The following is a 23,427-nucleotide window of genomic DNA, read 5'->3' as shown; positions in this document are numbered from 1 at the left end:
GTATGAAGAGGAAATGGTTATCTGGGGCGCTGGTCGCAGGTCTTCTCGCAACAAGTATACCGTTTGGGGGTGTTGAAGCTGCATATTTGGAAGCGCTTCCTGCCTTTCCCGGCGCGGAAGGTGGCGGGAAATATGTAACCGGTGGAAGAGCTCAATCTGTGTATGAAGTGACGACGCTGGCTGATTACGGTCTCAAGGAAACACCCATTCCAGGTTCTTTCCGCGATGCGGTAAGCCAAAGCAATCGGACTATTGTCTTCCGTGTGGGAGGGACCATCCATCTGAAGGAATCCCTCAAGATTACCGGCTCCAATCTGACGATTGCCGGGCAAACGGCTCCAGGTGACGGGATCACAGTTACCGACTACACAACATCTGTTGAGGCGGACAATATTATTATGCGGTATATGCGTTTCCGGCTAGGAGACCGGGTAGCTAGTGAAGATGATGCCTTTGGATCACGATACCATAAGGATATTATTATTGACCATAGCTCATTCAGCAGGTCCGTGGATGAAGTGGTCAGTCTGTACGATAACGAGAATACTACTGTGCAATGGTCGATATCTGCTGAAAGTATGCTGATGACTAGCCATCAAAAAGGTCGCCATGGTTACGGGGGGATTTGGGGTGGTAAAAATGCCAGCTATCTCCATAATTTAATCGCTCATAGTACGAGTCGTAACCCTCGATTACCTACGATCACCAAGCTGATTGATCTGACGGAGATGACCAATAACGTTATTTATAACTGGGGATTCGCCTCGACTTATGGTGGCGGAGCAGAGGATTATCGATATAACATTACTAATAATTACTATAAAAATGGACCAAACACCTACAGCAGTGTGAATAAACAATTGTTCGGGGAAGTGGCTCCAGAAACCAGATTGTTTATTGATGGGAACATAATGGAGGGGAGTACGGAAGTTACTGCGGACAATTGGAAGGGTGTGCAGAAGTTCTCCAATATCTCTAAGCTTACAGAGCCTGCAACGATGCCTAATCCGTATAAAGCGGTGTCAGCGGAGGAGGCTTACGTAAATGTACTGGCTGATGCGGGAGCCACTCTGCCTAGACGAGATGCCTATGATGCACGAGTCATTAATGATGTGAAGAACCGTACCGGGCAGCATATTAATTCTCCTATTGAAATTGGCGGGTATCCCGATTATCCAGAGACAGCATCAAGCGTGGTGGATAGTGATCATGATGGAATGGATGACGCATGGGAGCTGGCGAAAGGTCTGTCTCCTTCCGATCCTGAAGATCGCAATGGAACGACGCTTTCTATGGAAGGTTACACCAATCTGGAAGTATATTTGAATGATCTAATTATTCAAGGTGAAGCAGAGGGGGAGCACATAGATAATCCTGTAACCGCTATCAATTATCCTGCGAATAATCAAATCTTTGAGTCAGGTAGTAAGGTGAACGTAACTGCTTCTGCGAGTGATAGCGATGGAATTGCTAAAGTGGAGTTTATTGTAAATGGTGTGAAGCTAGGGGAAGATCTCACTGCACCTTACAGTTTCGATTGGAACAATGTTCAAGACGGGACCCATTACCTCGTTGTTCAGGCCATAGACCATAAGGGTCTTAAGACACAATCGGATAACGTGGCTATTCATGTTAATACAATAGGCTCTACGCTCCCGTGGACGTCAGTGGATATTGGCCATCCAGGGATTGCCGGACAGACCACACTTCATCCGGAGAGTGGCAAAATCACGCTCAAGTCGGCTGGACTTATCGGAGCTACTTCGGAAAGCGAAAGCGCGGTTGATAACTTTCACTTTGCTTATCAAACCCTGAAAGGCAACGGAGAAATTATCGCTAAAATTGATTCCGTGACACCGACTGATGATTATGCTAAAGCAGGAGTCATGATTCGTGATGGCCTCAAGGATAATGCCAAGATGGCTTTGCTGGCGATCCCTTATGTTAAATATGGCAAGAAAGGCGTTCTAATTACACGTTCTACTGAAGGGGCCAAGGTAATAAAAACCGAGCCAGAAAGCTTCATCAATACGCCTTATTGGGTTAAATTGGTTCGTCTTGGTAATGAAGTGACGGGCCTAATATCACCAGATAAGTTAACTTGGAGTAAGGTCGGTACAGTAAGTCTTGGTCTTAGTGACACGGTTTATTTTGGTCTTGGAGCCGATGCAGCAAAAGTAGACAACAAGGTTAACAGATATAATACTTCTGTCTTCAGTGGTGTGGAGCTAAATTCGCTTGGGGATAAGTTTCCGAGTGCTCCTCGTGGACTTACGGCAACAGCAGGCGAGGAGAAGGTGAAGCTGGACTGGGAGACGGTAGAAACTGCTCAATCGTATAGTGTTAAACGTAGTGAGGTTTCAGGTGGTCCCTACAAGACGATCAGCACAGATGTCCTAGATAGCCAGTATAAGGATTCTGGATTGAGCCCAGGGAAAACCTATTATTACGTAGTTAGTGCGGTGAATGAGCTTGGAGAAAGCTTCGATTCCATGGAGGCTAGCGCTGAGCCTAACGGCGAGGCTGGGAATATTTATTACGTAGATGAGGACTATGAGCAGGTCGACGTGGGTGTGACTCCTGAATATTATGAGGTCACTCCGAAACCACAGACTGAAGCGCAAAAGGTTATCGTATCTGCCACACCATCCGGCAGTAAGGGGAATACTTCAGCCAAAGTACTGGATGTGTATGATGCAGCAAACGGTAATGTGCAGTTTATCCGTAAATTCGCGCCCATTACGGGTGCGTTAGTCATTGATACTGACTTTATGTTTGCGTCAGAATCGGGAACCTCAGTATTCCTTCAAGCCCAGAGTACAGACGGTACCAAAACGGCGTTCTCTATCGAGAGCAGAAAGCCAACGCTTCCTGAGGCCTCGAACAAGTTTACATTAACTATGAGCAGAGGGAGCAGCCAGTATCATCAACTGATGAATTCCTATTCATTGAATCAGTGGTATAACCTTAAGCTAAAGGTCGATGTGAAAAATGATAAAGTAGAGGTATACATCGATGATCAGCTTGCTGGCGCTTTTCCGTTTACAACTACGAATTTTGCCAGCTATGGTATTGGTCGTATTTTGTCCAAGACGCCGGGTGGAGGATCAGGCCATTATTATTTAGATAATCTTAAAGTGTATGTTGAACCGATCGAAACGCCACTTGGTTTGACAGGTCTCCCGGGGAACGAAGCAGCTCAGCTGAAATGGCCTATTCTTGAAGGTGCGACTTCTTACAATATTAAGAGAAGCCTTACGAGTGGGGGGCCTTACGATACCATAGCTAGTGCTATTACAGAGACATCATATATTGATACAGAGGTAACCAATGAAACTACTTATTATTATGTGATCTCCGCGATGGCGCCTACGGGTGAATCAGGGAATTCTAATGAAATTAGGGTTATCCCATCCGCACTTGCGGTGAAATTGCCAGCGCCAGAGTCACTTGCTGCTGTAAGTCGGAATACTCAGCTAGATCTGAGCTGGGATGTGGTGGAGAATGCAGCAAGCTATTCTATCAAGAAGTGGAATGAAGCCATAAGCAGCTATGAACCTGTGGCAAAAGACATCGTCGGAACAACTTATCGTATTGGAGGACTAACCAACGGGCATGCCTATCGGTATGTTGTATCGGCGACAAATGTTGCCGGAGAAGGCAAAGCGTCGGAGCCTGTTATTGCCACTCCGGCAGCTCCTTTGGAAACGCCGGTGGTTTCCATTCAAGCTGGTGATGGTGTGATGACATTGAGTTGGGCAGTGATCGAGGATGCGAGCCAGTATATAGTTAAACGTGCTTTATCTTCGAACGGACCTTATGAAGTGCTTGGTGCTGATATAAGCGGCACAAGCTTTATTGACCGCAAGACAGTAAACGGCACGCCGTATTATTACAAGGTCCAGGCTACAGACGGTACCCGTAGTAGTCTGGACTCAGCTGTTACCCCAGCGGTTTCATACCAGAACTTCGGTCAGCCGCAGGCTCCACAAGAAGTTATGGCAGAGCCGGGCAACAATGAAGTTCGTCTAATCTGGAGCGCAGCTGATGGAGCGAGCAGCTACCAAATTATACGCTCGGAGAGCGGGGGAAACTATGTGGTCGTAGCTGAAGGGATTGAAGCAGCAGGCTATACCGATAAAGAATTAACCAACGGTAATGCCTATCAATATGCGGTAATAGCCATCGGAGATAAGGGGGCCAGTGTTCCATCCGAGATGGTTCATGTCGTTCCAGCTCCTGTGATTATCGTGGATCAGAATGGGGCAGGAGATTATAAGACAATTAATGAAGCCATCCAGGCAGCGCCTGATAATAATGCCATAACCACGATTATTAAGGTAAAGAACGGCATCTATAATGAGAAGGTTCTAGTTCCTTCTAATAAGAAGAAGATCAACCTGATCGGGGAGAGCCGAGAGGGTACCGTTCTTGTTAATGGAGATTCAGCCAAAACCATCGGCTCAGATGGCAAAGAAGTGGGCACCAGTGGCAGCTATACACTGAAAGCTGCGGCAACAGATTTTACACTGGAGAATATGACGGTTCAGAATAGTGCAGGATTGAATGCTGGTCAGGCAGTTGCTTTGTATGCTGAAGGGGACCGGGGTGTATACCGGAATGTGAAGCTTCTTGGATATCAGGATACCCTGTTCGCGGATAAGGGGAGAGCCTATTTCGTCGACAGTCATATTCAAGGTACGGTAGACTTCATTTTCGGTAATTCTCCTGCGGTATTTGAGAATAATGTGATACAAAGTGCAGGTGCCGGTTATGTTACTGCACCTTCCACTGAATCAGGTAAGCCAGGCTATGTGTTCATCAACAATCAGCTAACAGCGAATGATGGTGTAGCTGCTGGAACAGTGGATCTGGGGAGACCCTGGAGAGATTATGGCAGCTCAATCTTCATCAACACGGAGATGGATGCACATATTCGTGCGACTGGATGGCATGAATGGTATGAAGGTCGATCCAAGACAGCACGTTTCTCCGAGTATTTGAGCTATGGTGAGGGAGGTAACGCATCTTTACGTTATAGCTGGTCTAAGCAATTAACGGCAGAAGAGGCAGCAGCCTATACGATTCAGGCCGTTCTTGGTGGGAATGATGGATGGAATCCGCAGAAATCAACAATCTTGGTCAATCAAGCACAGCTTCCTGCGATACATGTGTCTTCAATTACAGTAAAGAGTAAAGATGGAGCCAGCAGCATTGATTCAGAGGGTGGGGTTTTGCAGCTGGCAGCTTCTGTTCTTCCAGAGAATGCGACGAATCCTAATGTTAGCTGGGCTGTGACTGATTCTGATGGTATAACCTCTACGGATAAGGCGGTTATTGATGAGAATGGTTTGCTTACAGCCAGAAAAAACGGGACGATTCAAGTGACTGCACGAGCGGCGGATGGCAGTGGAGTGACAGGAAGTCTAGAGATCAACATCAGTGGTCAAGGTGAACCTATAGCAGAATTACCTGTTGCAACGCTGAAAGGACCTGTTACCGTATCGTCAGGTCAAGCGTTTGCTTATCGTGTCGGGCTCACGAATGTAACTACTTCCGTCTACAAAGAAGTATATGCTGTAGACTTTAAGCTGGAATTCGATGCAACGGGTGTAGAATTTGTATCCGTCCAGACTATACCAGACGAATTGAGAATTACTCATATTGAACAAGAAACTCCAGGTCTAATAAGAGTTAGTGTAACCGGGACCAAGGCAGAGAATGTCCTGACTGACGATGCAGAATTCGTGGAAATGATCTTTAAGGCCAAGAAGATGACCAGTGAAATGGCTGTACCGCTTGGATTTATCTCATTCCGCGGCTCGAACGCAGATGGCGAATTCGACATTCTGCACGAGGCACAGTCCATTGTTCGAATCATTCCGATATCAGTCTTGGAAATTAAAGTGGCAACCAAAGACAATGTGAGCCGAATTAAAAAAGGGGAGACCCTGCAGCTGCTGGCTACGGTCCTACCAGAACATGCATCAGATCCCTCGGTCATATGGTCGGTGGTCAATGAGGATGGATCTGCGGCTGAGCGCGCATCCATTACGGATGCTGGTCTGCTCAGCGCTATAGCAGCGGGTAAAGTAACTGTGAAGGCGACGGCCAAAGATGGCTCAGGTGTTGCAGGTATAATGTCTATTGAGATTATTGCGGATACTCAGATTTCAGAATCAGGGGATACGTCTTCATCATCAACAGTGGAGACGAAGAAATTACCGGAAGCAGCAGTGAACGCAGGGAGAGTCATTCTTTCTGTGACAGCAGATACGAAGGGCAAGGCTGTTGCGACGATCACGGCGACTATTCTACAGCAAGCCATAAACTCGATGCAGAGCGGAGGGTTAAGCATTGAAGTGAAGCCATCCGCGGACAGCTCGGTGGTTGAACTGACCCTACCAGCTCATGAACTGGCACAAGCTGCAACAAATGGTATGCAGTCATTGGAAATAGATATGGGTCTGTCCACCTTCAGAATAAATGCTGATCTGCTTCGTGCAATGGCTGGATCTGACGCTTCGAATATTAAGCTTGTAGTAGGCAGAGTGGATGCAAAGACACTGGTACTTCAGACCGATGTCGGGGATATTTATGAATTTACATTCTTTGTTGATGGTAAGCGATTTGATAGTTTTGGACGTGGACTGAAGGTAGGATTGGATTTCAAACCAAAGACGACTTCGGAAGTAGAGCAAATAGTAACTTACCAAATTCGTGCAGATGGGACAATGGAAGTCGTTAGAAACTCCCAATACAACGCAGGAATAGGGCAGATGATATTTAGACCAGAGGATTCCAGCAGATTTACAGTAGGGTATGCAGAGAATTCTTTTAATGATATCGCTGGACTAGGTTGGGCACAAAATAGTATTCATGCTCTTGCAGCCAGAGAAATTCTGCAGGGAGTAGGAGATCATAACTTCGGACCACAGCTGGATGTAACTCGGGCACAGTTCCTGAAGATGCTGATGCTGGCTCTTGAACTGGATGATGCCAGCGCAGTAAGTACATTCCAGGATGTGGCGCTGAATGACTGGTACTATAGCTCTGTTGCTGCCGCCGCGAAGCTTGGTATTGTTCAGGGCAGACCTGATGGTACTTTCGGTGCCAATGAATCCATCAGCCGTGAGGAAATGGCATTGATGGCCTATCGTGCGGCACAAGTCGCCAAGCTTCCGGTAACGGGGTTAGGCGAGTCAGCTATTTTTACTGATGCATCTGGTATTTCGGGCTATGCGCTAGAGGCTGTTCAATCTATGAGTGGTGCAAACATCATTCAAGGAGTTGGCAAGGACAGCTTTGCACCTAAAGCACATGCTACTCGGGCTCAGGCAGCAGTGATTGTGTATCGGTTGTTTCAGTTATTGTAAACATTTCAAGTTGACACCCTGTGTGATTTATCATATTATAATTCGTATTGTTATAAGTAAATAAACCAAACTCTATCCAGTGGATGGAGTGGCGGAATTTTGTCAAAGATGTATTCTTTGGTTTCAGTCGCCCCTTGTCATTTCGATGACAAGGGGCTTTATTATGTGATTTGGACGGCTCAATAGGACGGTTCAACAGAAAGGAAAGAAGATTACGATGAATATGAAGTTACTCAAATATGCTTTACTAGTATTTATAGGAGCATGTAGTTATGGATCGCTGTCTACGATCGTTAAGCTTGGAATGAACGATGGATTTAGAATGCAGCAACTGGTCGGGTCGCAATACTTTTTTGGATGGTGCATGCTGCTCTTGTTAGTTGTTTTATTTTCCCGAAAAAAACTCGGATTAAAGGTAGGTGCTTCGTTATTAGGCGCGGGGATTACCATTAGTATGACGGGTATTTTCTATGGGTTTGCCGTTGAACAATTACCTGCTTCAATTGCGATTGTTCTCTTATTCCAATTTACTTGGATTGGTGTGATTCTGGAGGCTGTTGTAGATAGAAAATGGCCTAGTCGAGAGAAAATAATTTCAATGGTTATCCTTTTGATAGGAACCATATTAGCTGGGGGGATTCTAGAACCTAGTGTAGGCGAAATGACTACGAGTGGTATTGTTTTCGGTTTGATGTCTGCGGTGTCGTTTGCCTTTTATATTTTTGTCAGTGGGAGAGTGGCTACGCAGGTACCTGCTGTGAATAAAAGCTTGTATATGACTACAAGTGCAATGATTATTATTATGGTTGTTTTTTCCCCTTCCTTTATTTATGACGGAGCACTTACAGACGGACTTTGGAAGTATGGTCTTCCTTTAGGGTTGCTTGGTATAGTTATTCCTGTACTTTTCTTTTCTATCGGTGTTCCGAAGCTGGGATCAGGTCTGGGAACGATTCTTGGTGCGGCGGAGTTACCGGCAGCTGTAGTAGCCTCCGTGTTAGTCCTGCAAGAAGAGGTATCTCTACTTCGCTGGGTTGGAATTTTCGTTGTTCTGATCGGCATTGCTGCACCACAAATCATACCGATGCGAACAGGGAAAAAGTCACCCAAACGATCCTCCAAACCGTCACTCCGTAAGGCAGAACTTTAAACTGTAAACTAGCATCGATGATATGATCAGGTCCTTATAGGATGAGATTATCAATCGGTGTTTTTTTTTTGCAGAAAAAGATTGGTGTTAATTTTTCTGGTATGGCGGATCAACGGCTATTATATAGTGGTGCTATTCTATTTAATGGAGATGACCACTGATGAACCGAAACGACTATGACTATTTTAAGTCTTTACACGATCAAGAAAATCCGCTAATCCTGTATAACTGCTGGGATGTAGCCTCAGCTAAAGCGATAGAACAAGCGGGTTCACAGGCTATAGCCACAAGTAGCTTCGCTATGGCAGACGCATGGGGATATTCAGATGGTGAACAGTTTTCATTAGAGCAGCTACTGTGGTATGTTTCAAGAATAGCAGAACATGTATCGGTGCCATTGACGGTAGATATTGAGGGTGGATATGCTGTAGATGTAGAGTCCTTAGCCAATAACATGGAACAATTATTCCAGCTAGACATCTGTGGGATCAATTTCGAGGATCAAAAGGTGAATCATCCGGACGATGAATTATGGGCAATCGAGGAACAAAGTCATCGTATTCGAACTATAAAGCAAGTGGCAGTCAAACTTCAAAAGAGTGTATTTATGAATGCCAGAACCGATCTCTTTTTCAAAAATAGGAAGCATTCTTTGGATTTAGTGAATGAAGCAATAGAGCGTACCTGTTCTTACGCTGCTGCTGGAGCGGATGGGATTTTTATTCCGGGGCTTACCGATCGAATTCTGATAGAACATTTTGTGCAGCAGTCACCACTGCCTGTAAATGTCATGGTGATGGACGGAATGATTTCAAATGCTGAATTACAGGAGCTTGGTGTAAAAAGAATTAGCTATGGACCGTATAGTTACTTTCAGGCACAGCATAATCTTCAAGAAGACGCTCGAACCATTCTGCAGCCATCCGCGCACATTATTTAGAAATGAGCTAACGACACTATGATCACTAATAAACAGCAAATCGATAAATATTATGAGATGTTAGTCGAAAAAAACTCCAATTATGAAGGCGTATTTTTCGTAGGCGTGAGGACAACAGGGATCATGTGCAGGCCAACTTGTCCCGCTAAAAAGCCATATAAAGAAAATTGCGAGTTTTTTGCAACAGCCAAAGAAGCTTTGTTAGCGTCGTATAGACCTTGTAAAAGATGCCAGCCTTTGTCCAATCCCACGAAAATGTCTTCAGAGGTTAAGCTTCTTGTTGAAGCTATTGAGCTTAATCCGGAAAGAAAATGGACAGATAAAGATTTTGATGAGCTGTCCATGAGTGCAAATACAGCACGCCGGCAATTTAAGAAGCAATTCGGAATGACATTTATTGAATATGCACGTTCTAGACGTTTAGGGCTGGCGTTCAAACATATCAGGAATGGGGATTCAATTATTAACGCACAACTGGACAGCGGGTACGATTCGAGTAATGGGTTTAGGGATGCTTTTTCACGAACGATGGGGACTGTCCCCAATCATTCCAAGCAGATTAAAGTATTGTATTGTACCTGGATAGAAACGATCTTAGGGTCTATGCTTGCGATCTCAGATGAAGAGTGTCTTTTACTGCTGGAATTTGTGGATCGAAAAGGGCTTGAGAACGAAATTAAGAAACTACGCAGCCGCTTAAATGCAACTATTTTGCCTGAAAATGTACCCGTACTAGCGCAGATTGAGGAGGAATTAAATCTTTATTTCGAAGGGAAACTTACAGAATTCAGAACGCCGATTCGTTATATAGGCTCTGATTTTCAGCAAAAGGTATGGAATGAACTTCGGAGAATTCCTGTAGGACAAACGGTCTCTTACAAGGAGCTTGCAGAGAAAATTAACAATCCTGCTGCTTGCCGCGCTGTAGCAAGGGCTAATGGAGCGAATCAATTATCAATCCTAGTTCCATGTCACCGGGTGATAAACAGCAACGGTGAATCAGGGGGATATGGCGGCGGGATCGCAAGAAAAGAATGGTTAATCCATCATGAGAACAACCTTAGTTCGTAGGTAGCTTATCAACTAAAAAATACTACATTCGATGTGTCTGAAGTTTGGGTACGTCGTTTTTTTTATGTTTTTTTCAGGCTCCAAAGTACTGTTTTAATCAAAAGAAGGAAAATTTATGAATTCACAACAATATCCAATTATGATAGCATAATATATATTTTCATAAGAAAACGCAGCCTTATTTTAAGAAGATTGGAGCGAAAATCATGCTGAAGGTTCTGATCGTGGATGATGAACCCTGGGTACTTGAAGGGCTGAGAACGATGATTGACTGGGGGAAATATGGCTTTGAAGTGTGTGCTGAAGCTCAAAATGGCTCAGAAGCGATGAGGCTTATTCAGGAATATAAACCGGAATTGGTCTTAACAGACATTAATATGCCGGTTATAAACGGACTAGAGCTTATCGCACAGTTAAATGAAGTGATGCCAAATCCTCCGAAATTTGTGGTGTTGACCGGGTATGACGATTTTAATTATGCACGTACGGCATTGCAACAACGAGTGAATGACTATTTATTAAAGCCTATTGATGATGAAGAAATCGATTCTTTATTAAGCAGGATTACGCCTATGATCCAAAATGAAATCGCTTCCAATGAGGCGTTTGATAAGAAGCAATTTTTTATCGTAAACAATATCGCCAACCGTCTAATTCAAGGTGAGTATAACGAAAATTTAGAGCATCTAACCCGGAGCACATTGAACATTCAAGTGAATGCAGAGTTAATGTGTATTCTTATCGAACCAGCCACGTCTATGAATCCATTCCAGCCACGGATCATTGACTATTTTCCCAAGGAATGTACTAGTTTCTTTCAAGATCGATCGGGAAGAACAGGGATCATTCTTCAGTCAGCTACTATAGGAAATGAGAATCTGGACGCGATCGTCAACCAGATTTGTTCGGATATCGCTGAACAATTTCATGAACCGGTTCTCCTAGCGATTAGCACTAGATTGATAGGGGTATGTTCGATTCGAGAAATCTATACGCAGGCACTTGATGTATGGAAACGAAAGAAACATCAGCAAAAGAATGGAATCTTTTATTATTGTGAGCTTGGAATCCTAAAGAAGAAAGAACATCATGAGGATCACTTCAAGCGGCTGCTGGATAAAGTCTTGGCGAATGATATAGAACAGATCCAGCCATGTGTAAAAGAAGCGTTTGCCTCTTTTGTAGAGTATCAGTTGACGATTGAGGTCGTGCAAGCCCAAGTGGCTAATTTGGAGCTTACGATCTGTACACATATTGCCCAAATGAATGGTGTACCGGATACGATGATGACAAAGCTTCAGCTAGAGTATGGGAATCTAGGTGAATTAAATGATTATTTGGTATTAAGCCGCTATGTTCAAAGTCTGTGTACGCTGGCGACAGTCTATCTATCTGAATTAGAGCAGCAGAATGAACGAAATACGATTTACAAGGTGATTCAGTATGTGGATCGTGAATTTCGGAATAAATTGAAGCTTCAGGACTTAGCACGGCAATTTCATATCAATTCTACCTATTTGGGACAGCTATTCAGGAAACAAACGGGTCAGGGCTTTAGTGAATATTTAAATGCCAAAAGGATTGAGGAAGCCAAAAGTCTGCTTAAGAGAACGCAACTGAAAATATCGGATATAGCGGTGCAGGTGGGATTCTCAAACACAGACTATTTTATTGATAAGTTCAAGCTGCTTGTAGGGGTAGTACCATCCGTCTATAAAAATGAAAATAAAAACCATTAGCTCTAGGGGAAGCAAGGTGTTCATATGGAAAGAAAGAAATTTAGATTTAGAAAAGTAGTGAATGACATTCCACTGAACTATAAATTTTCCCTCATTTACATTATAGGTGTCCTCCTCCCTATTATTATTATCAACCTTGTTTTTTTGGATCGGATTTCCGATTTGATCAAATCTAGAGAACAGCAGAACTTAGAAATATCTTTAGAGAGAGCCAGAAAGGATATTCAAGATTTCATTGAGGGTGGAGTAGCAGTCAGCTACACGCTTTCCTCAGATAAGAATCTGTATGAATTGTTAGAGCGGAGGTATGGGAACTCTATTGAATTTTATGACACCTTCGACGAACAGCTTCGAGGCCGGATGAACAGTTATATGCCAGTTAACAATCAGCTTGAACGGATTACTGTATTTACGAATAATGAATCCATTGTTTCCGGCAGCAACTATCAGGTCATCACTGACAAGGTAAAGGAGAGCGAATGGTACAAGCAGTTCAGAGTTGCGAATAAACATGTGTTTCTTGCTGCTTATCATATGAGCGAGGCCCCCAATGTGGCTTCTACTGCCCCCTATTTGAGCGTAATTGAACGAATGGACGTATACAGCTCATTGAATACATTTGAGAAGCTGCTTAGAATCGACTTGGATCTCAGTAAAATATATGACGTCATTATTAGAGAAAAGGATTATTTGAGTCTTTATCTGGTGAACGAGCAGGATGAAATCATTATGTCTGCACTGAGCGGATATCAGAGAGGGACGAAAGATCCTTATCCGGTGTTCAAGCTACTTGATGATGAACGCAAGGAAGATGTACATATTGTGTCGGTTGGCGGGGCCAGTTATATAAAAGGCTGGCGAATTATAGGGGTTACACAAGGGGAGCGTATTGCTCAAGCAATACTGGAAATTCGAATTTATGCAGGTGTTCTGGCCTCCATAGTAACCTTGCTTACTACCGCCTTTTTATATGTGATGTTGAGATCCTACAATTATCGGGTAAAACGGTTGTCGAGGCATATGCAGAAGGTAACAAATGAGAAATTCGATTTGATTCGAATCGATGAAGGTCAGGATGAGATTGGCGGATTGATACGTAATTTTAACATGATGACCACTAGAATTAATTCTCTGATCAATGATGTATACAAGCTGGAGATTCAGAAGAATAGTCTGGAAATGGAAAGGGTAAGGGCTGAACTGAATTTTCTGCAAAGTCAGATGAATCCTCATTTTCTATTTAATACGTTAAACGCTATCCTAGTGGTATGTACCAAAAATAATTACTCGGATGTAACGGATATCATTAAGAGCTTATCGAAATTGCTTAGAAGACTGCTTAGCTGGAAGGAAGATCTCGTCACATTGGAAGAGGAAATGACCTTTATTGAGATGTATTTAAAAATTGAGAAGTTCCGGTTCAGGGATAAATTTGAATATCAATTTGAGATCGATGAGCAGTCGCTACAATATAAAATTCCGAAGCTAAGCATGCAGCCGTTAGTAGAAAATTCCTGTAAACATGGCCTGCAGACCATAGAAGGACTCGGCATCATTAAAGTTAAGACGGAAATTGTGGATGGCCGTTTGCAAGTTACGATTTCTGATAATGGCAAAGGGATCGAACCGGGCCAGCTTAAACAAATATTATTTAATGTTCAAAATGAAGAAGCCTCCTCAGGAACGAATATCGGAATTCGCAACGTGTATCGCAGACTGGAGTTATATTATGATGATCAGGTTCGCTTTGAAATCAACAGCGTCCCAAATGAAGGAACTGTTGTCACGTTTGGTATTCCGCTAAAGCTCCTGGAACGAAAAAATAGCTAGAAGGTGAGGGAGCTTATGAAATATAAAGTGTTATTGATCGATGATGAGCCTAGCGCTCTTGAGGGGATGCAATTATGGATAGACTGGCAGGCGCTTGGCTTTGAGGTGTGTGGAACCTCCAGTAATGGCAAAGAGGGCTTACAGTTAATGAAGCAGCTTCTGCCGGATCTTGTAATTACAGATGTAAATATGCCGCTGATGAATGGCCTGGAGATGGTTGCAGCCTGGCAGCAAGAAGAGACTAAGAAGATTAAGTTTGCCATACTAAGCGGTTATAGTGAGTTTGAATATGCTAAGACGGCTATACGCTACGGCATTAATCATTATCTGATGAAGCCGCTTTTCGAAGAAGAGGCGGCAGAAGAACTGAAGGAGATATATCAGGAGTTAGAACAGGAAAAAGAGAAGCGAAGCTTAAATCAAATGGCAACCTCTGAGGAAGTTGTCTCTCTTCTTAAGCGTATTCTGAATGAGAAAGCGGAAGATAAATCGGATTATACAGTACTTACCGGTTTATCGGAAGGCAAAAGCCTTTGGAATATTTGTTTACTACAGACAGACCCGACGATGTATACGGAAATAAGAGAGAAGGCGGTAGCTCTCCTAACGAATACGGAATCGATGTTTCTGATTGATCTGGAGACCTATTGCTTTGGCATCGTATACGGGTATCCCTCGGAGTCTGATGAGGGTGCTGCTATATACCCTACAATATCTCCCTTGTTGAATGAACACCCTATGCAAGCCATGTATATTGCAGTAGGGGCTAGTGAGAGTTCCTTGCTTCAAATTGCGAATAGTTATCGAACGGCGAAAGAAGCGTTAATGTATTATTTTTATAATTCTGATCATTCGGGGTTCTTGACCTATCAGGGAACCAAGGATAGTCAGTTCAGCTATCACTATGATCAAATTAAACTGATGGATGACTTAATGAGAGCTATTAATACATTGGATACAAAAGGATTTAAACAAGCTGTGGGCTTAGCCTCCCGCAGTTTTCGTGAGATGCGCATCGCTCCAGAGGTTGTGAAGAAGATCGTTATTCATATTATGTATAAGATTGTTGAGTTTACTTCGGAAGCTAGTGAAGTTCAGGTGTCATCCTTGTTAACTCAAATAACAATCCCTGAAGTGCGGGATTCGATGATGAAGTTGAACGATTTAATGCGAAATTTACTAGCATGTGGTGAGGCAAGTATTGATATTCTTCTAAGAGAACAAAGCCAAAGATCGCAGGGGATTGTGCAGGAAATTAACAACTATATTGAACAGCATTTTCGTGAAAATCTTACGATTAAAAAGCTGTCCGAGGTATTCTTCCTGCATCCAGTGTATCTGGGACAATTATTGATCAAGAAAAATGGCATTAATTTTAATGAGCAGCTGCATGACCTCCGGATTAAGGAGTCCACACGTTTACTTCAACATGGCAAGCTGAAAAACAGTGAAATCGCAGAGAAAGTAGGCTACTCCAATTATAGCCAGTTCCTCAAACAATTTGAAAAAAAGATGCATATGAGCCCTAATGAATTTAAGCATCAGAACACCTAAACTTTTTGGGGGTATACCTTTAGTTCTGGCGTATTCTCAGTACATTATCACCTCTATAATTTAACTTGTAAGGGCTTACAATATCGCTACACCAACAAAATATGGAGGTGCTTTATGGGGGGCAAGTCAATATCAAAGTTCAAACTTAGTCTGATTGCAGTGTTATCTCTGAGTTTTACCTTGGCAGGATGCGGTGGAAACAATAACAATAATACCACTGCTAAGGGGGAGAATAAACCGGCAGAAACAACCGCTGCAACTACTGCTGCTGGAACAGATGACAAGAAGATTGAACCATTTGAAGTTAGTATTTTCATAGGCGAGGCGGGCCAACAGCCAACTCCGGATAACAAAATCTACAAGAAAATCAAAGAAGAAACAGGTGCCTCTTTTAATTTTGAGTTTTTGGCAGGGGATATCAACCAGAAGCTTGGAGTTATGATTGCAGGTCAGGACTATCCTGATTTGATGACAGGTAATACCAAGTTAACAGGAGCAGGTGCATTTATTCCGCTGGAAGATTTGATAGAAGAGTACGCACCAAATTTGAAAGCGCATTATGCAGATTACTGGAACATGATGAAGGACCCAAATGACGGTCATATCTATGTTCTGCCTAACTATGGCGTCTATAACGGTAAAGTAAACAGCTCTTGGTATTCAGGACCAGCATTCTGGATTCAAAAGGCGATTCTTAAGGAGTTTGGTTATCCAAAGGTCCAAACACTGGATGAGTATTTCGACCTCATTGCCAAATATAAAGAAAAGTACCCAACGATTGATGGAAGTCCAACTATCGGATTTGAAATCCTTAATAACGACTGGAGAAACTGGGGTCTCTTTAACGCTCCTCAGCACCTGATTGGTCATCCGAATGATGGTGGAGTTGTGGTTAAGGATGGTGTAGCAGAGCTATTTGCGGATAAAGATTATGCTAAGCAATATTATAAAAAACTTAACGAAGTGAATGCACAGGGTCTGATCGATAAAGAAGCTTTCGTACAGAACTATGACCAATACATGGCGAAATTGTCCAGTGGTACTGTTCTCGGAATGTTTGATCAACACTGGAACTTCAATGCCGCAGAAGATTCCCTTACCACGCAAGGGAAGATCGAAAGAACTTATGTAGGACTGCCGCTTGTATATGATACAGCGACAAAAGATTATTATCGTGATCTTGCCGTTCTTAACTTGAATAACGGTTTCGGGATCAGTGTGAATGCTAAAGATCCAGTGAAAATTATCAAGCTTCTGGATACGCTGATACAAGAAGATTGGCAGAAGGTCCTCTCTTGGGGAATTGAAGGAGAAGATTACATCGTTGAGAATGGCAGATTTATGAGAACGCAAGAGCAACGCGATCAAGCTGCTGATGCTACATGGCAGTTGGCTAATAAAGCCAAAAAATTCATGGACTTTGCACCTAAGATAGAAGGTAGCTATAGTGACGGCAATGCGACAGATGCTGCTGCACAGCCTGAAGAATATAAGGCGGGTCTGAAGCCGTTCGACAAAGAAGTTCTTGATGCTTACGGATTTAATAGTTATGTAGATTTCTTCAGTGAACCTCCTGCCAATCCTGTAGCTTACCCAGCCTGGTCTATTGATTTAGTAGAAGGCTCTGACGCTAAAGTGGCTAACACCAAGATCAATGATACGTCCACCAAGTATCTGCCAAAAGTAATTTTGGCTAAACCATCCGAATTTGATTCTGCTTGGAGCGAGTATGTATCAGAAATCGGCAAAGCTAATGTCAAAGCCTATGAAGATAAAATCAACGAGCAAATTAAATGGAGAATTGAAAAGTGGAGTAAATAAGCAGAAATTCTATGAATAAGATCAGCAGGTGGAAGGCTATTAAGCCTTCCGCCTACTGAAATATAGGATTGCGTGGGGAGATTACTATATATGGATGAGATCTTAGCAGGGAAAAAAGTTGACCGGCATCCTAAAAGAAAAAAGAAACAGCCTGTTACTTGGTCTTTGATCAAGAATCAGAAGCAATTGATTTGGATGTCTTTGCCTTTGACACTTTATATCGTTCTTTTTGCTTACGTCCCAGTCTGGGGATGGACTATGGCTTTTCAGGATTATAAACCGGCCCGCGCTTTTAGCGAACAAACATGGGTTGGATTTAAGCATTTCAAGTTTCTTTTTACAGACGATAACTTTTTGAGGGTACTACGCAATACGCTTGCGATGGGTATCATTAATCTGATTTTAGGTTTTACAACTGCGATAATACTTGCTTTGCTGCTGAATGAAATCAAAAATGTGATCTGGAAGAGAGCCGTGCAGACCATATCTTACTTGCCCCACTTTCTGTCTTGGATTATTGTAACAGGAATTGTAGCTACCTCCCTCTCGGTTAATGACGGGATTATCAACATCGTACTGATGAAATTACATCTTATTGATTCACCGATCCTTTGGTTGAGTGAAGGGAAGTATTTCTGGGGTATTGTGGGGGCTTCACACGTCTGGAAAGAGGTTGGATGGAGTACAATCATCTACTTGGCTGCTATTGCTTCTATTGATCCAGCTTTATATGAGGCTGCTGAGATTGATGGGGCTAACCGGTACAGAAAAATGTTCAATGTAACCTTGCCGGGAATTAAATCAACCATTGTAATCCTGTTGATAATGTCCGTAGGTCATGTACTGGAAGCCGGATTTGAAGTTCAGTACTTGTTAGGAAACGGGCTTGTTGTAGACTGGTCGGAGACGATTGATATATTTGTATTGAAATACGGGATTGCACAAGGGAATTATTCCTTAGCCACTGCGGGTGGTATTTTCAAAACAGTCGTAAGTATAACGTTGCTACTATTAGCAAACTGGACTTCGAAACGGCTTGGGGAAGAGAGGCTGTTATAATTATGGAAAAAACTCAATTGATTCCTCAAAAATCTCCAAAAAGTAATGTTGGAACCCGCATGAGAAATAGGGGGATCGAACCAGTATTGTTCGGCACCTTCAATACAGTATTTATGATTTGTCTAGTTATTGTTACCTTGTATCCGTTTCTGAATACGATAGCAGTCTCGTTAAACGCGGGGAACGATACCATCCGTGGTGGCATTTACCTGTGGCCTAGACAGTGGACTTTACAGAACTATAAAGCAGTGTTCGCTTCAGGTACCATTTATGATGCCTTTTGGATTTCTGTTGCACGGACAGTAATATCGACGATCCTGAATCTCTTTTTAACCACAATGCTTGCTTATACGTTAAGCCGGAAAGAATATGTTTTCCGTAAGCTGATCACCGTGGTATTTGTTCTTACTATGTATTTTAATGCGGGACTTATTCCGAACTATTTCCTGATTAAAGATCTTCATTTGCTCAATACGTTTTGGGTATACGTCGTACCTACTATGATAAGTGCGTTTAATATGATCGTTATCCGCACATATATTGGTACCTTGCCAGAAAGTCTCTTGGAATCGGCGAGAATTGATGGTGCTGGGGAATTTAAAATCTTCATGAGAGTCGTCTTCCCGTTATGTAAACCGGTACTGGCTACGATCGCCCTTTTTGTTGCAGTAGGTGCATGGAACGCATGGTTTGATGCTTTTATCTACACCTCTTCCCGCCAGAACTTGAGCACATTGCAGTATGAATTAATGAAGCTGATATCATCTAGTATGAATGCGAATAGTAACCCTAGTGTAGCCAACGGGGCAGGGATGAATGCGGAGTCGGCGCAGTTAGTTACTCCAATGTCCATACGGGCAGCTGTTACTATCGTTGCTTCGGTTCCAATTTTGATAGTCTATCCATTCTTGCAAAAGTATTTTGTAGTCGGATTGAACGTAGGTAGCGTGAAGGAATAAGTAGCTTACTATCACTATTGAGTAATGGGAATGGAAAGGTTGTTTGTTAAAATATGACCCCATCTTCAATCACATATTCAAATCCAATACTTCCGGGCTTCTATCCCGATCCAAGCATCACTCGGGCAGGGGATGACTACTATTTAGTTTGCAGCTCTTTCGAGTATTTTCCTGGCGTACCTATTTTTCATAGTCAGGATTTGATTCACTGGACACAAATAGGTCATGTGCTGGATCGTATAAGTCAGCTAGATACACGTAAAAGCAAGAGCTCTGGAGGAATATTTGCACCAACCATTCGTTATCATGATGGAACCTTCTATATGATAACGACCGAGGTACACGGGAAGGGGAACTTCTATGTTACGGCTACGGACCCGGCGGGTCCGTGGTCCGATCCAATTGTTATTCCTTATGGGGGCATTGACCCTTCCCTAATGTTTGATGAGGATGGAAAGGTATATGTAACCACCCAGCAGGGAGCAGATTATGACTCTCATGCCATCCAATATGAGATAGATATTGCTACGGGAGCAGCATTAACAGAACCTGTTGTCATCTGGACTGGGGATGGTGGACCTTGGACGGAAGGGCCACATTTGTACCGAATAAATGGAATGTATTATATCATGACGGCTTCAGGAGGAACGGCGAAGGAGCATCGGGAGATCGTTGGCCGCAGCTCCTCTCCATATGGACCGTTCGAACGATTACCATATCCAATATTAACGCATAGTCAAACCGAGAGTCCCATTCAATATTTAGGGCATGCCGATCTGATTGAAGATCAGAACGGGGATTGGTGGTCCGTGTTTCTTGGCGTAAGACTAGTGGAATCCAAGTATACCGTACTAGGAAGAGAAACTTTTCTTGCCCCTGTAACGTGGAATGAAGACGGATGGCCGATGATTGATAATAATGAAGATATTGTAGGATTGGAAATGAAGGTGCCGCGGGTTCCTGGTTCCTCTCCTAAACCTGCTTCAAGCGGAAGATATGACTTTGATGACGAAGTCTTACCCTTGTCATTAGCCTTTCTCCGTAATCCTGCTGAGGCAAGCTGGTCTTTAGAGGAACGTCCGGGATGGCTGTCTCTTCGGGGTCAAGCTGAAGATCTTAGTGATATCGGACAGGTGGCTTTTATAGGTAGAAGACAGCAGCATACTTCAGCAGAATGGAGCACACTACTGGAGTTTAACCCAAGTAGGGACGGTGACGAGGCTGGGCTTTGCGCCAGATTGGATGAGAATGCACATTATGAGATTGCTCTATCGCAAAGAAATGGACAAAGAGTAATCGTAGCTTGTTTAACCGTTGATGGAATAACACAGGTGGCGGCAGAGGTTCCAACGACAGCTGGACATCTTTATTTGAAAATTCGAGCGGAGCTAACCGAATATACCTTATTGTACGCTTTGGATGGGCAGGAGTGGATTGAGCTATCTAAGGCTCTAGCCTACCCATTATCTCCTCAAGCTGTAAAAGGAAACGGATTTACGGGTGTTCTTATCGGCTTATACGCGTCAGGTCATGGTCAAGTGACTGAGCTACCTGCCTGCTTTGATTGGTTTGATTATCGGTCTTAATAAGTCGAACACGGAATATAATTGCGTTTGTTAGGAGGGAACTTGTTGAGACAAGCTAGTGATTTTACTGAGCCTGCATTAAAGACAGTGTTCGCTAAGGATTTCAAAATTGGCGCAGCCGTCAACCCATTGACGATCCAATCACAGGAGCATTTACTTGCCTATCATTTTAATAGTATCACCGCTGAAAATGAGATGAAGTTTGAAAGTCTGCATCCGCTTGAGGACATTTATAATTTTAAGACGGCAGACCAGCTGGTTGCCTTCGCCCGGAAATATGATATGGCGATGCGTGGACATACCTTGATCTGGCACAACCAGACTACAGATTGGCTGTTTGAGGATAAAAATGGTGGATCTGTAAGTAAAGAAACTTTGCTCTCACGAGTTAAATCACATATTCAGACCGTAGTAGGGCGTTATAAGGAAGATATTTATGCTTGGGATGTTGTCAATGAAGTTATAGCCGATGAAGGAGAAGAGCTTCTTCGCCATTCCAAGTGGCTCGACATTGTGGGCCCGGATTTTATCGCCAAAGCGTTTGAATTCGCCCATGAAGCTGATCCTAAGGCAATATTATTCTACAATGACTATAATGAATCCCATCCACTAAAACGTGACAAAATTTATGAACTGGTGAAGTCACTGCTGGAGCAGGATGTGCCGATCCATGGCGTCGGATTGCAGGCACACTGGAATTTATACGATCCTAGTCTAGATGATATCCGTGCAGCTATTGAGAAATATGCATCCTTAGGACTTCAGCTCCAACTGACAGAGCTTGATGTATCCATGTTCCGTTTCGATGACAAACGTAAGGATCTAAGGGCTGCACCAACTGATATGCTTGAACTGCAGGCAGAACGATATGAAGCGATGTTTGCCCTGCTGAAAGAATACCGTGACGTGATTAGCTCGGTCACGTTCTGGGGAGCAGCAGATGACTATACTTGGCTGGATGATTTCCCTGTTCGTGGACGGAAGAACTGGCCGTTCCTATTCGATGAAGGGCATAAGCCGAAGCCAGCTTTCCATCGAATGATCGCCTCTGAAATGAAATCATAGAGTGGGCAAGCTGCTCAAATAGTGAACTGTGAACCCGTCCTTATATCGATTAAGGGCGGGTTATTTATACGTTGATAGATTAGTAGAATAGATCTCAAAGGGCGGATGAAAGTGAGTGTGACAATTAGAACGATTCTGGAAGATTTAATGGGAACTGTGGAACAGATAGATGGAACTGTAGATACTCTAAAACCGGGGAATCCGGAAACGGTGATTACAGGGATGGCTACGGCATTTTGCGCTACGCAATATGTTGTGGAACGAGCGATTGCTATGAACGCCAATTTGTTGATCACGCATGAAGGGTTGTTTTACAGTCATCATGATCCGAGCGAGTGGTTAGAGAATGACCCTGTTTATCATTCAAAACTGAGTTTAATTGAGCGTTCTGAACTGGCTATTTTTCGTTATCATGATTATTGGCATCGGCATCAACCGGATGGGATCATGGTGGGCTTGCTACGAGAGCTTGAATGGTCAGCCTATGTGGTTGAGCAGCAACCCACTGCTACAATCCTATCGATTCCAGCTATGACGGTAAGTGAAGCGGCTCAGTATATAAAAAGAAAGCTAGGCATCCCCTACGTACGCGTTGCCGGCGATCTATCACAGACATGCAGACATGTGGGGATATTAGTAGGTTACCGAGGAGGTGGGACGATGGCTATTCCTCTTTTTAATCAGCACAATCTTGATTTAATCATTGCTGGCGAGGGCCCGGAATGGGAAACTCCAGAATATGTGAGGGATGCAGTCCATCAAGGCAGATCAAAAGCGCTGATTATGTTAGGTCATGCGGAAAGTGAAGCTCCAGGAATGAAATATTTAGCTGAAGTTCTGGCACAGAAATATCGAATAATTCCTACTTATTTTATTGCTGAACAACCGATCTATCAGCTAGTGTAGTCCATCGAAATGGAAATGAAGAATAAATTTGCATATTATGGAGAAAATGATGGGAAACCAGGTCACTGAGAAAGGAGTGTTTCAATGGAAATTCCTTTGGAGGCTGATGAAGTGTTAACTCGTATCAAAAAGCTTCAAACCGATGGAAGCTCGATCAGCAAAAAGCAAGTGAAGCAAAGCGACCCTGATCTAATGAGAAGTGCGCTGTTCTTTTTTCCGAGCTGGGAGCATGCATTGAAAAACGCCGATCTGTTGTAGCCATATGATTGTATAAAGAAGCCGAGTGGTTCAGGGATTGATCTCTGATGTCTGCTCGGCTTTTTCTAGATATATTGAGTAAACAAGAGCAAAAGAAAGAGAAAACGAAGTGT

General features: G+C 43.2%; 14 protein-coding genes. All 14 read left to right on the top strand.

From position 1 onward, the window contains the following. Nucleotides 1-2 precede the first annotated feature (2 nt). The 14 genes from ACN6KS_RS25870 (at nucleotide 3) to ACN6KS_RS25805 (ending at nucleotide 23,314) form a co-directional block, all read left to right on the top strand. Nucleotides 3-7,376, top strand: coding sequence for a pectinesterase family protein (locus tag ACN6KS_RS25870; RefSeq protein WP_440960782.1), 7,374 nt, complete (start codon nucleotides 3-5; stop codon nucleotides 7,374-7,376). A gap of 223 nt (nucleotides 7,377-7,599) precedes the next feature. Beyond that, nucleotides 7,600-8,526 carry an EamA family transporter gene (locus ACN6KS_RS25865; RefSeq protein WP_440962447.1) on the top strand — a complete coding sequence of 309 codons (927 nt, stop codon included), beginning with the start codon at nucleotides 7,600-7,602 and terminating at the stop codon, nucleotides 8,524-8,526. A 160-nt stretch (nucleotides 8,527-8,686) separates the two neighbouring features. Further along, nucleotides 8,687-9,466: an isocitrate lyase/PEP mutase family protein gene (locus ACN6KS_RS25860; protein WP_094871816.1), complete on the top strand. Its 780-nt coding sequence runs from the start codon at nucleotides 8,687-8,689 to the stop codon at nucleotides 9,464-9,466. A gap of 18 nt (nucleotides 9,467-9,484) precedes the next feature. Continuing rightward, nucleotides 9,485-10,537, top strand: coding sequence for a bifunctional transcriptional activator/DNA repair enzyme AdaA (locus ACN6KS_RS25855; protein WP_440960781.1), 1,053 nt, complete (start codon nucleotides 9,485-9,487; stop codon nucleotides 10,535-10,537). Between the two features lie 206 nt (nucleotides 10,538-10,743). Continuing rightward, nucleotides 10,744-12,276 (top strand): response regulator transcription factor, encoded by a 1,533-nt coding sequence (locus ACN6KS_RS25850; RefSeq protein ID WP_094871812.1) that lies wholly within the window; start codon nucleotides 10,744-10,746, stop codon nucleotides 12,274-12,276. A gap of 24 nt (nucleotides 12,277-12,300) precedes the next feature. Further along, nucleotides 12,301-14,106 carry a sensor histidine kinase gene (locus ACN6KS_RS25845; protein ID WP_341135712.1) on the top strand — a complete coding sequence of 602 codons (1,806 nt, stop codon included), beginning with the start codon at nucleotides 12,301-12,303 and terminating at the stop codon, nucleotides 14,104-14,106. A gap of 15 nt (nucleotides 14,107-14,121) precedes the next feature. Beyond that, entirely contained in the window at nucleotides 14,122-15,660 is a 1,539-nt protein-coding gene (locus ACN6KS_RS25840; RefSeq protein WP_094871809.1) for a response regulator transcription factor, read from the top strand. A 114-nt stretch (nucleotides 15,661-15,774) separates the two neighbouring features. After that, nucleotides 15,775-17,481, top strand: coding sequence for a sugar ABC transporter substrate-binding protein (locus ACN6KS_RS25835; RefSeq protein ID WP_094871808.1), 1,707 nt, complete (start codon nucleotides 15,775-15,777; stop codon nucleotides 17,479-17,481). Between the two features lie 90 nt (nucleotides 17,482-17,571). Next, nucleotides 17,572-18,540, top strand: coding sequence for an ABC transporter permease (locus tag ACN6KS_RS25830; RefSeq protein WP_094871806.1), 969 nt, complete (start codon nucleotides 17,572-17,574; stop codon nucleotides 18,538-18,540). 59 nt (nucleotides 18,541-18,599) lie between these two features. Beyond that, entirely contained in the window at nucleotides 18,600-19,499 is a 900-nt protein-coding gene (locus ACN6KS_RS25825; RefSeq protein ID WP_094871852.1) for a carbohydrate ABC transporter permease, read from the top strand. Between the two features lie 53 nt (nucleotides 19,500-19,552). After that, a complete protein-coding gene (locus tag ACN6KS_RS25820; RefSeq protein WP_440960780.1) occupies nucleotides 19,553-21,085 on the top strand; it encodes a glycoside hydrolase family 43 protein in 1,533 nt (510 codons plus the stop codon). 45 nt (nucleotides 21,086-21,130) lie between these two features. Next, nucleotides 21,131-22,150: an endo-1,4-beta-xylanase gene (locus ACN6KS_RS25815; protein ID WP_094871803.1), complete on the top strand. Its 1,020-nt coding sequence runs from the start codon at nucleotides 21,131-21,133 to the stop codon at nucleotides 22,148-22,150. A gap of 111 nt (nucleotides 22,151-22,261) precedes the next feature. After that, nucleotides 22,262-23,056: a Nif3-like dinuclear metal center hexameric protein gene (locus ACN6KS_RS25810; RefSeq protein WP_440960779.1), complete on the top strand. Its 795-nt coding sequence runs from the start codon at nucleotides 22,262-22,264 to the stop codon at nucleotides 23,054-23,056. Nucleotides 23,057-23,140: 84 nt separating this feature from the next. Further along, a complete protein-coding gene (locus ACN6KS_RS25805; RefSeq protein WP_179281654.1) occupies nucleotides 23,141-23,314 on the top strand; it encodes a hypothetical protein in 174 nt (57 codons plus the stop codon). The last annotated feature ends 113 nt before the right edge of the window (nucleotides 23,315-23,427 follow it).

The sequence above is a fragment of the Paenibacillus nitricinens genome (assembly GCF_052056485.1).
GTDB classification, from domain to species: domain Bacteria; phylum Bacillota; class Bacilli; order Paenibacillales; family Paenibacillaceae; genus Paenibacillus_AQ; species Paenibacillus_AQ nitricinens.
The sequence above is the reverse complement of the archived record's forward strand: the minus strand, read 5'-3'. Positions and strand labels throughout refer to the sequence as shown.

Excerpts from the sequence above, each read along its gene's own strand:
- ACN6KS_RS25870 (WP_440960782.1), top strand. The coding sequence starts at position 3 with ATGAAGAGGAAATGGTTATCTGGGGCGCTGGTCGCAGGTCTTCTCGCA.
- ACN6KS_RS25865 (WP_440962447.1), top strand. The coding sequence starts at position 7,600 with ATGAAGTTACTCAAATATGCTTTACTAGTATTTATAGGAGCATGTAGT.
- ACN6KS_RS25860 (WP_094871816.1), top strand. The coding sequence starts at position 8,687 with ATGAACCGAAACGACTATGACTATTTTAAGTCTTTACACGATCAAGAA.
- ACN6KS_RS25855 (WP_440960781.1), top strand. The coding sequence starts at position 9,485 with ATGATCACTAATAAACAGCAAATCGATAAATATTATGAGATGTTAGTC.
- ACN6KS_RS25850 (WP_094871812.1), top strand. The coding sequence starts at position 10,744 with ATGCTGAAGGTTCTGATCGTGGATGATGAACCCTGGGTACTTGAAGGG.
- ACN6KS_RS25845 (WP_341135712.1), top strand. The coding sequence starts at position 12,301 with ATGGAAAGAAAGAAATTTAGATTTAGAAAAGTAGTGAATGACATTCCA.
- ACN6KS_RS25840 (WP_094871809.1), top strand. The coding sequence starts at position 14,122 with ATGAAATATAAAGTGTTATTGATCGATGATGAGCCTAGCGCTCTTGAG.
- ACN6KS_RS25835 (WP_094871808.1), top strand. The coding sequence starts at position 15,775 with ATGGGGGGCAAGTCAATATCAAAGTTCAAACTTAGTCTGATTGCAGTG.
- ACN6KS_RS25830 (WP_094871806.1), top strand. The coding sequence starts at position 17,572 with ATGGATGAGATCTTAGCAGGGAAAAAAGTTGACCGGCATCCTAAAAGA.
- ACN6KS_RS25825 (WP_094871852.1), top strand. The coding sequence starts at position 18,600 with ATGAGAAATAGGGGGATCGAACCAGTATTGTTCGGCACCTTCAATACA.
- ACN6KS_RS25820 (WP_440960780.1), top strand. The coding sequence starts at position 19,553 with ATGACCCCATCTTCAATCACATATTCAAATCCAATACTTCCGGGCTTC.
- ACN6KS_RS25805 (WP_179281654.1), top strand. The coding sequence starts at position 23,141 with ATGGAAATTCCTTTGGAGGCTGATGAAGTGTTAACTCGTATCAAAAAG.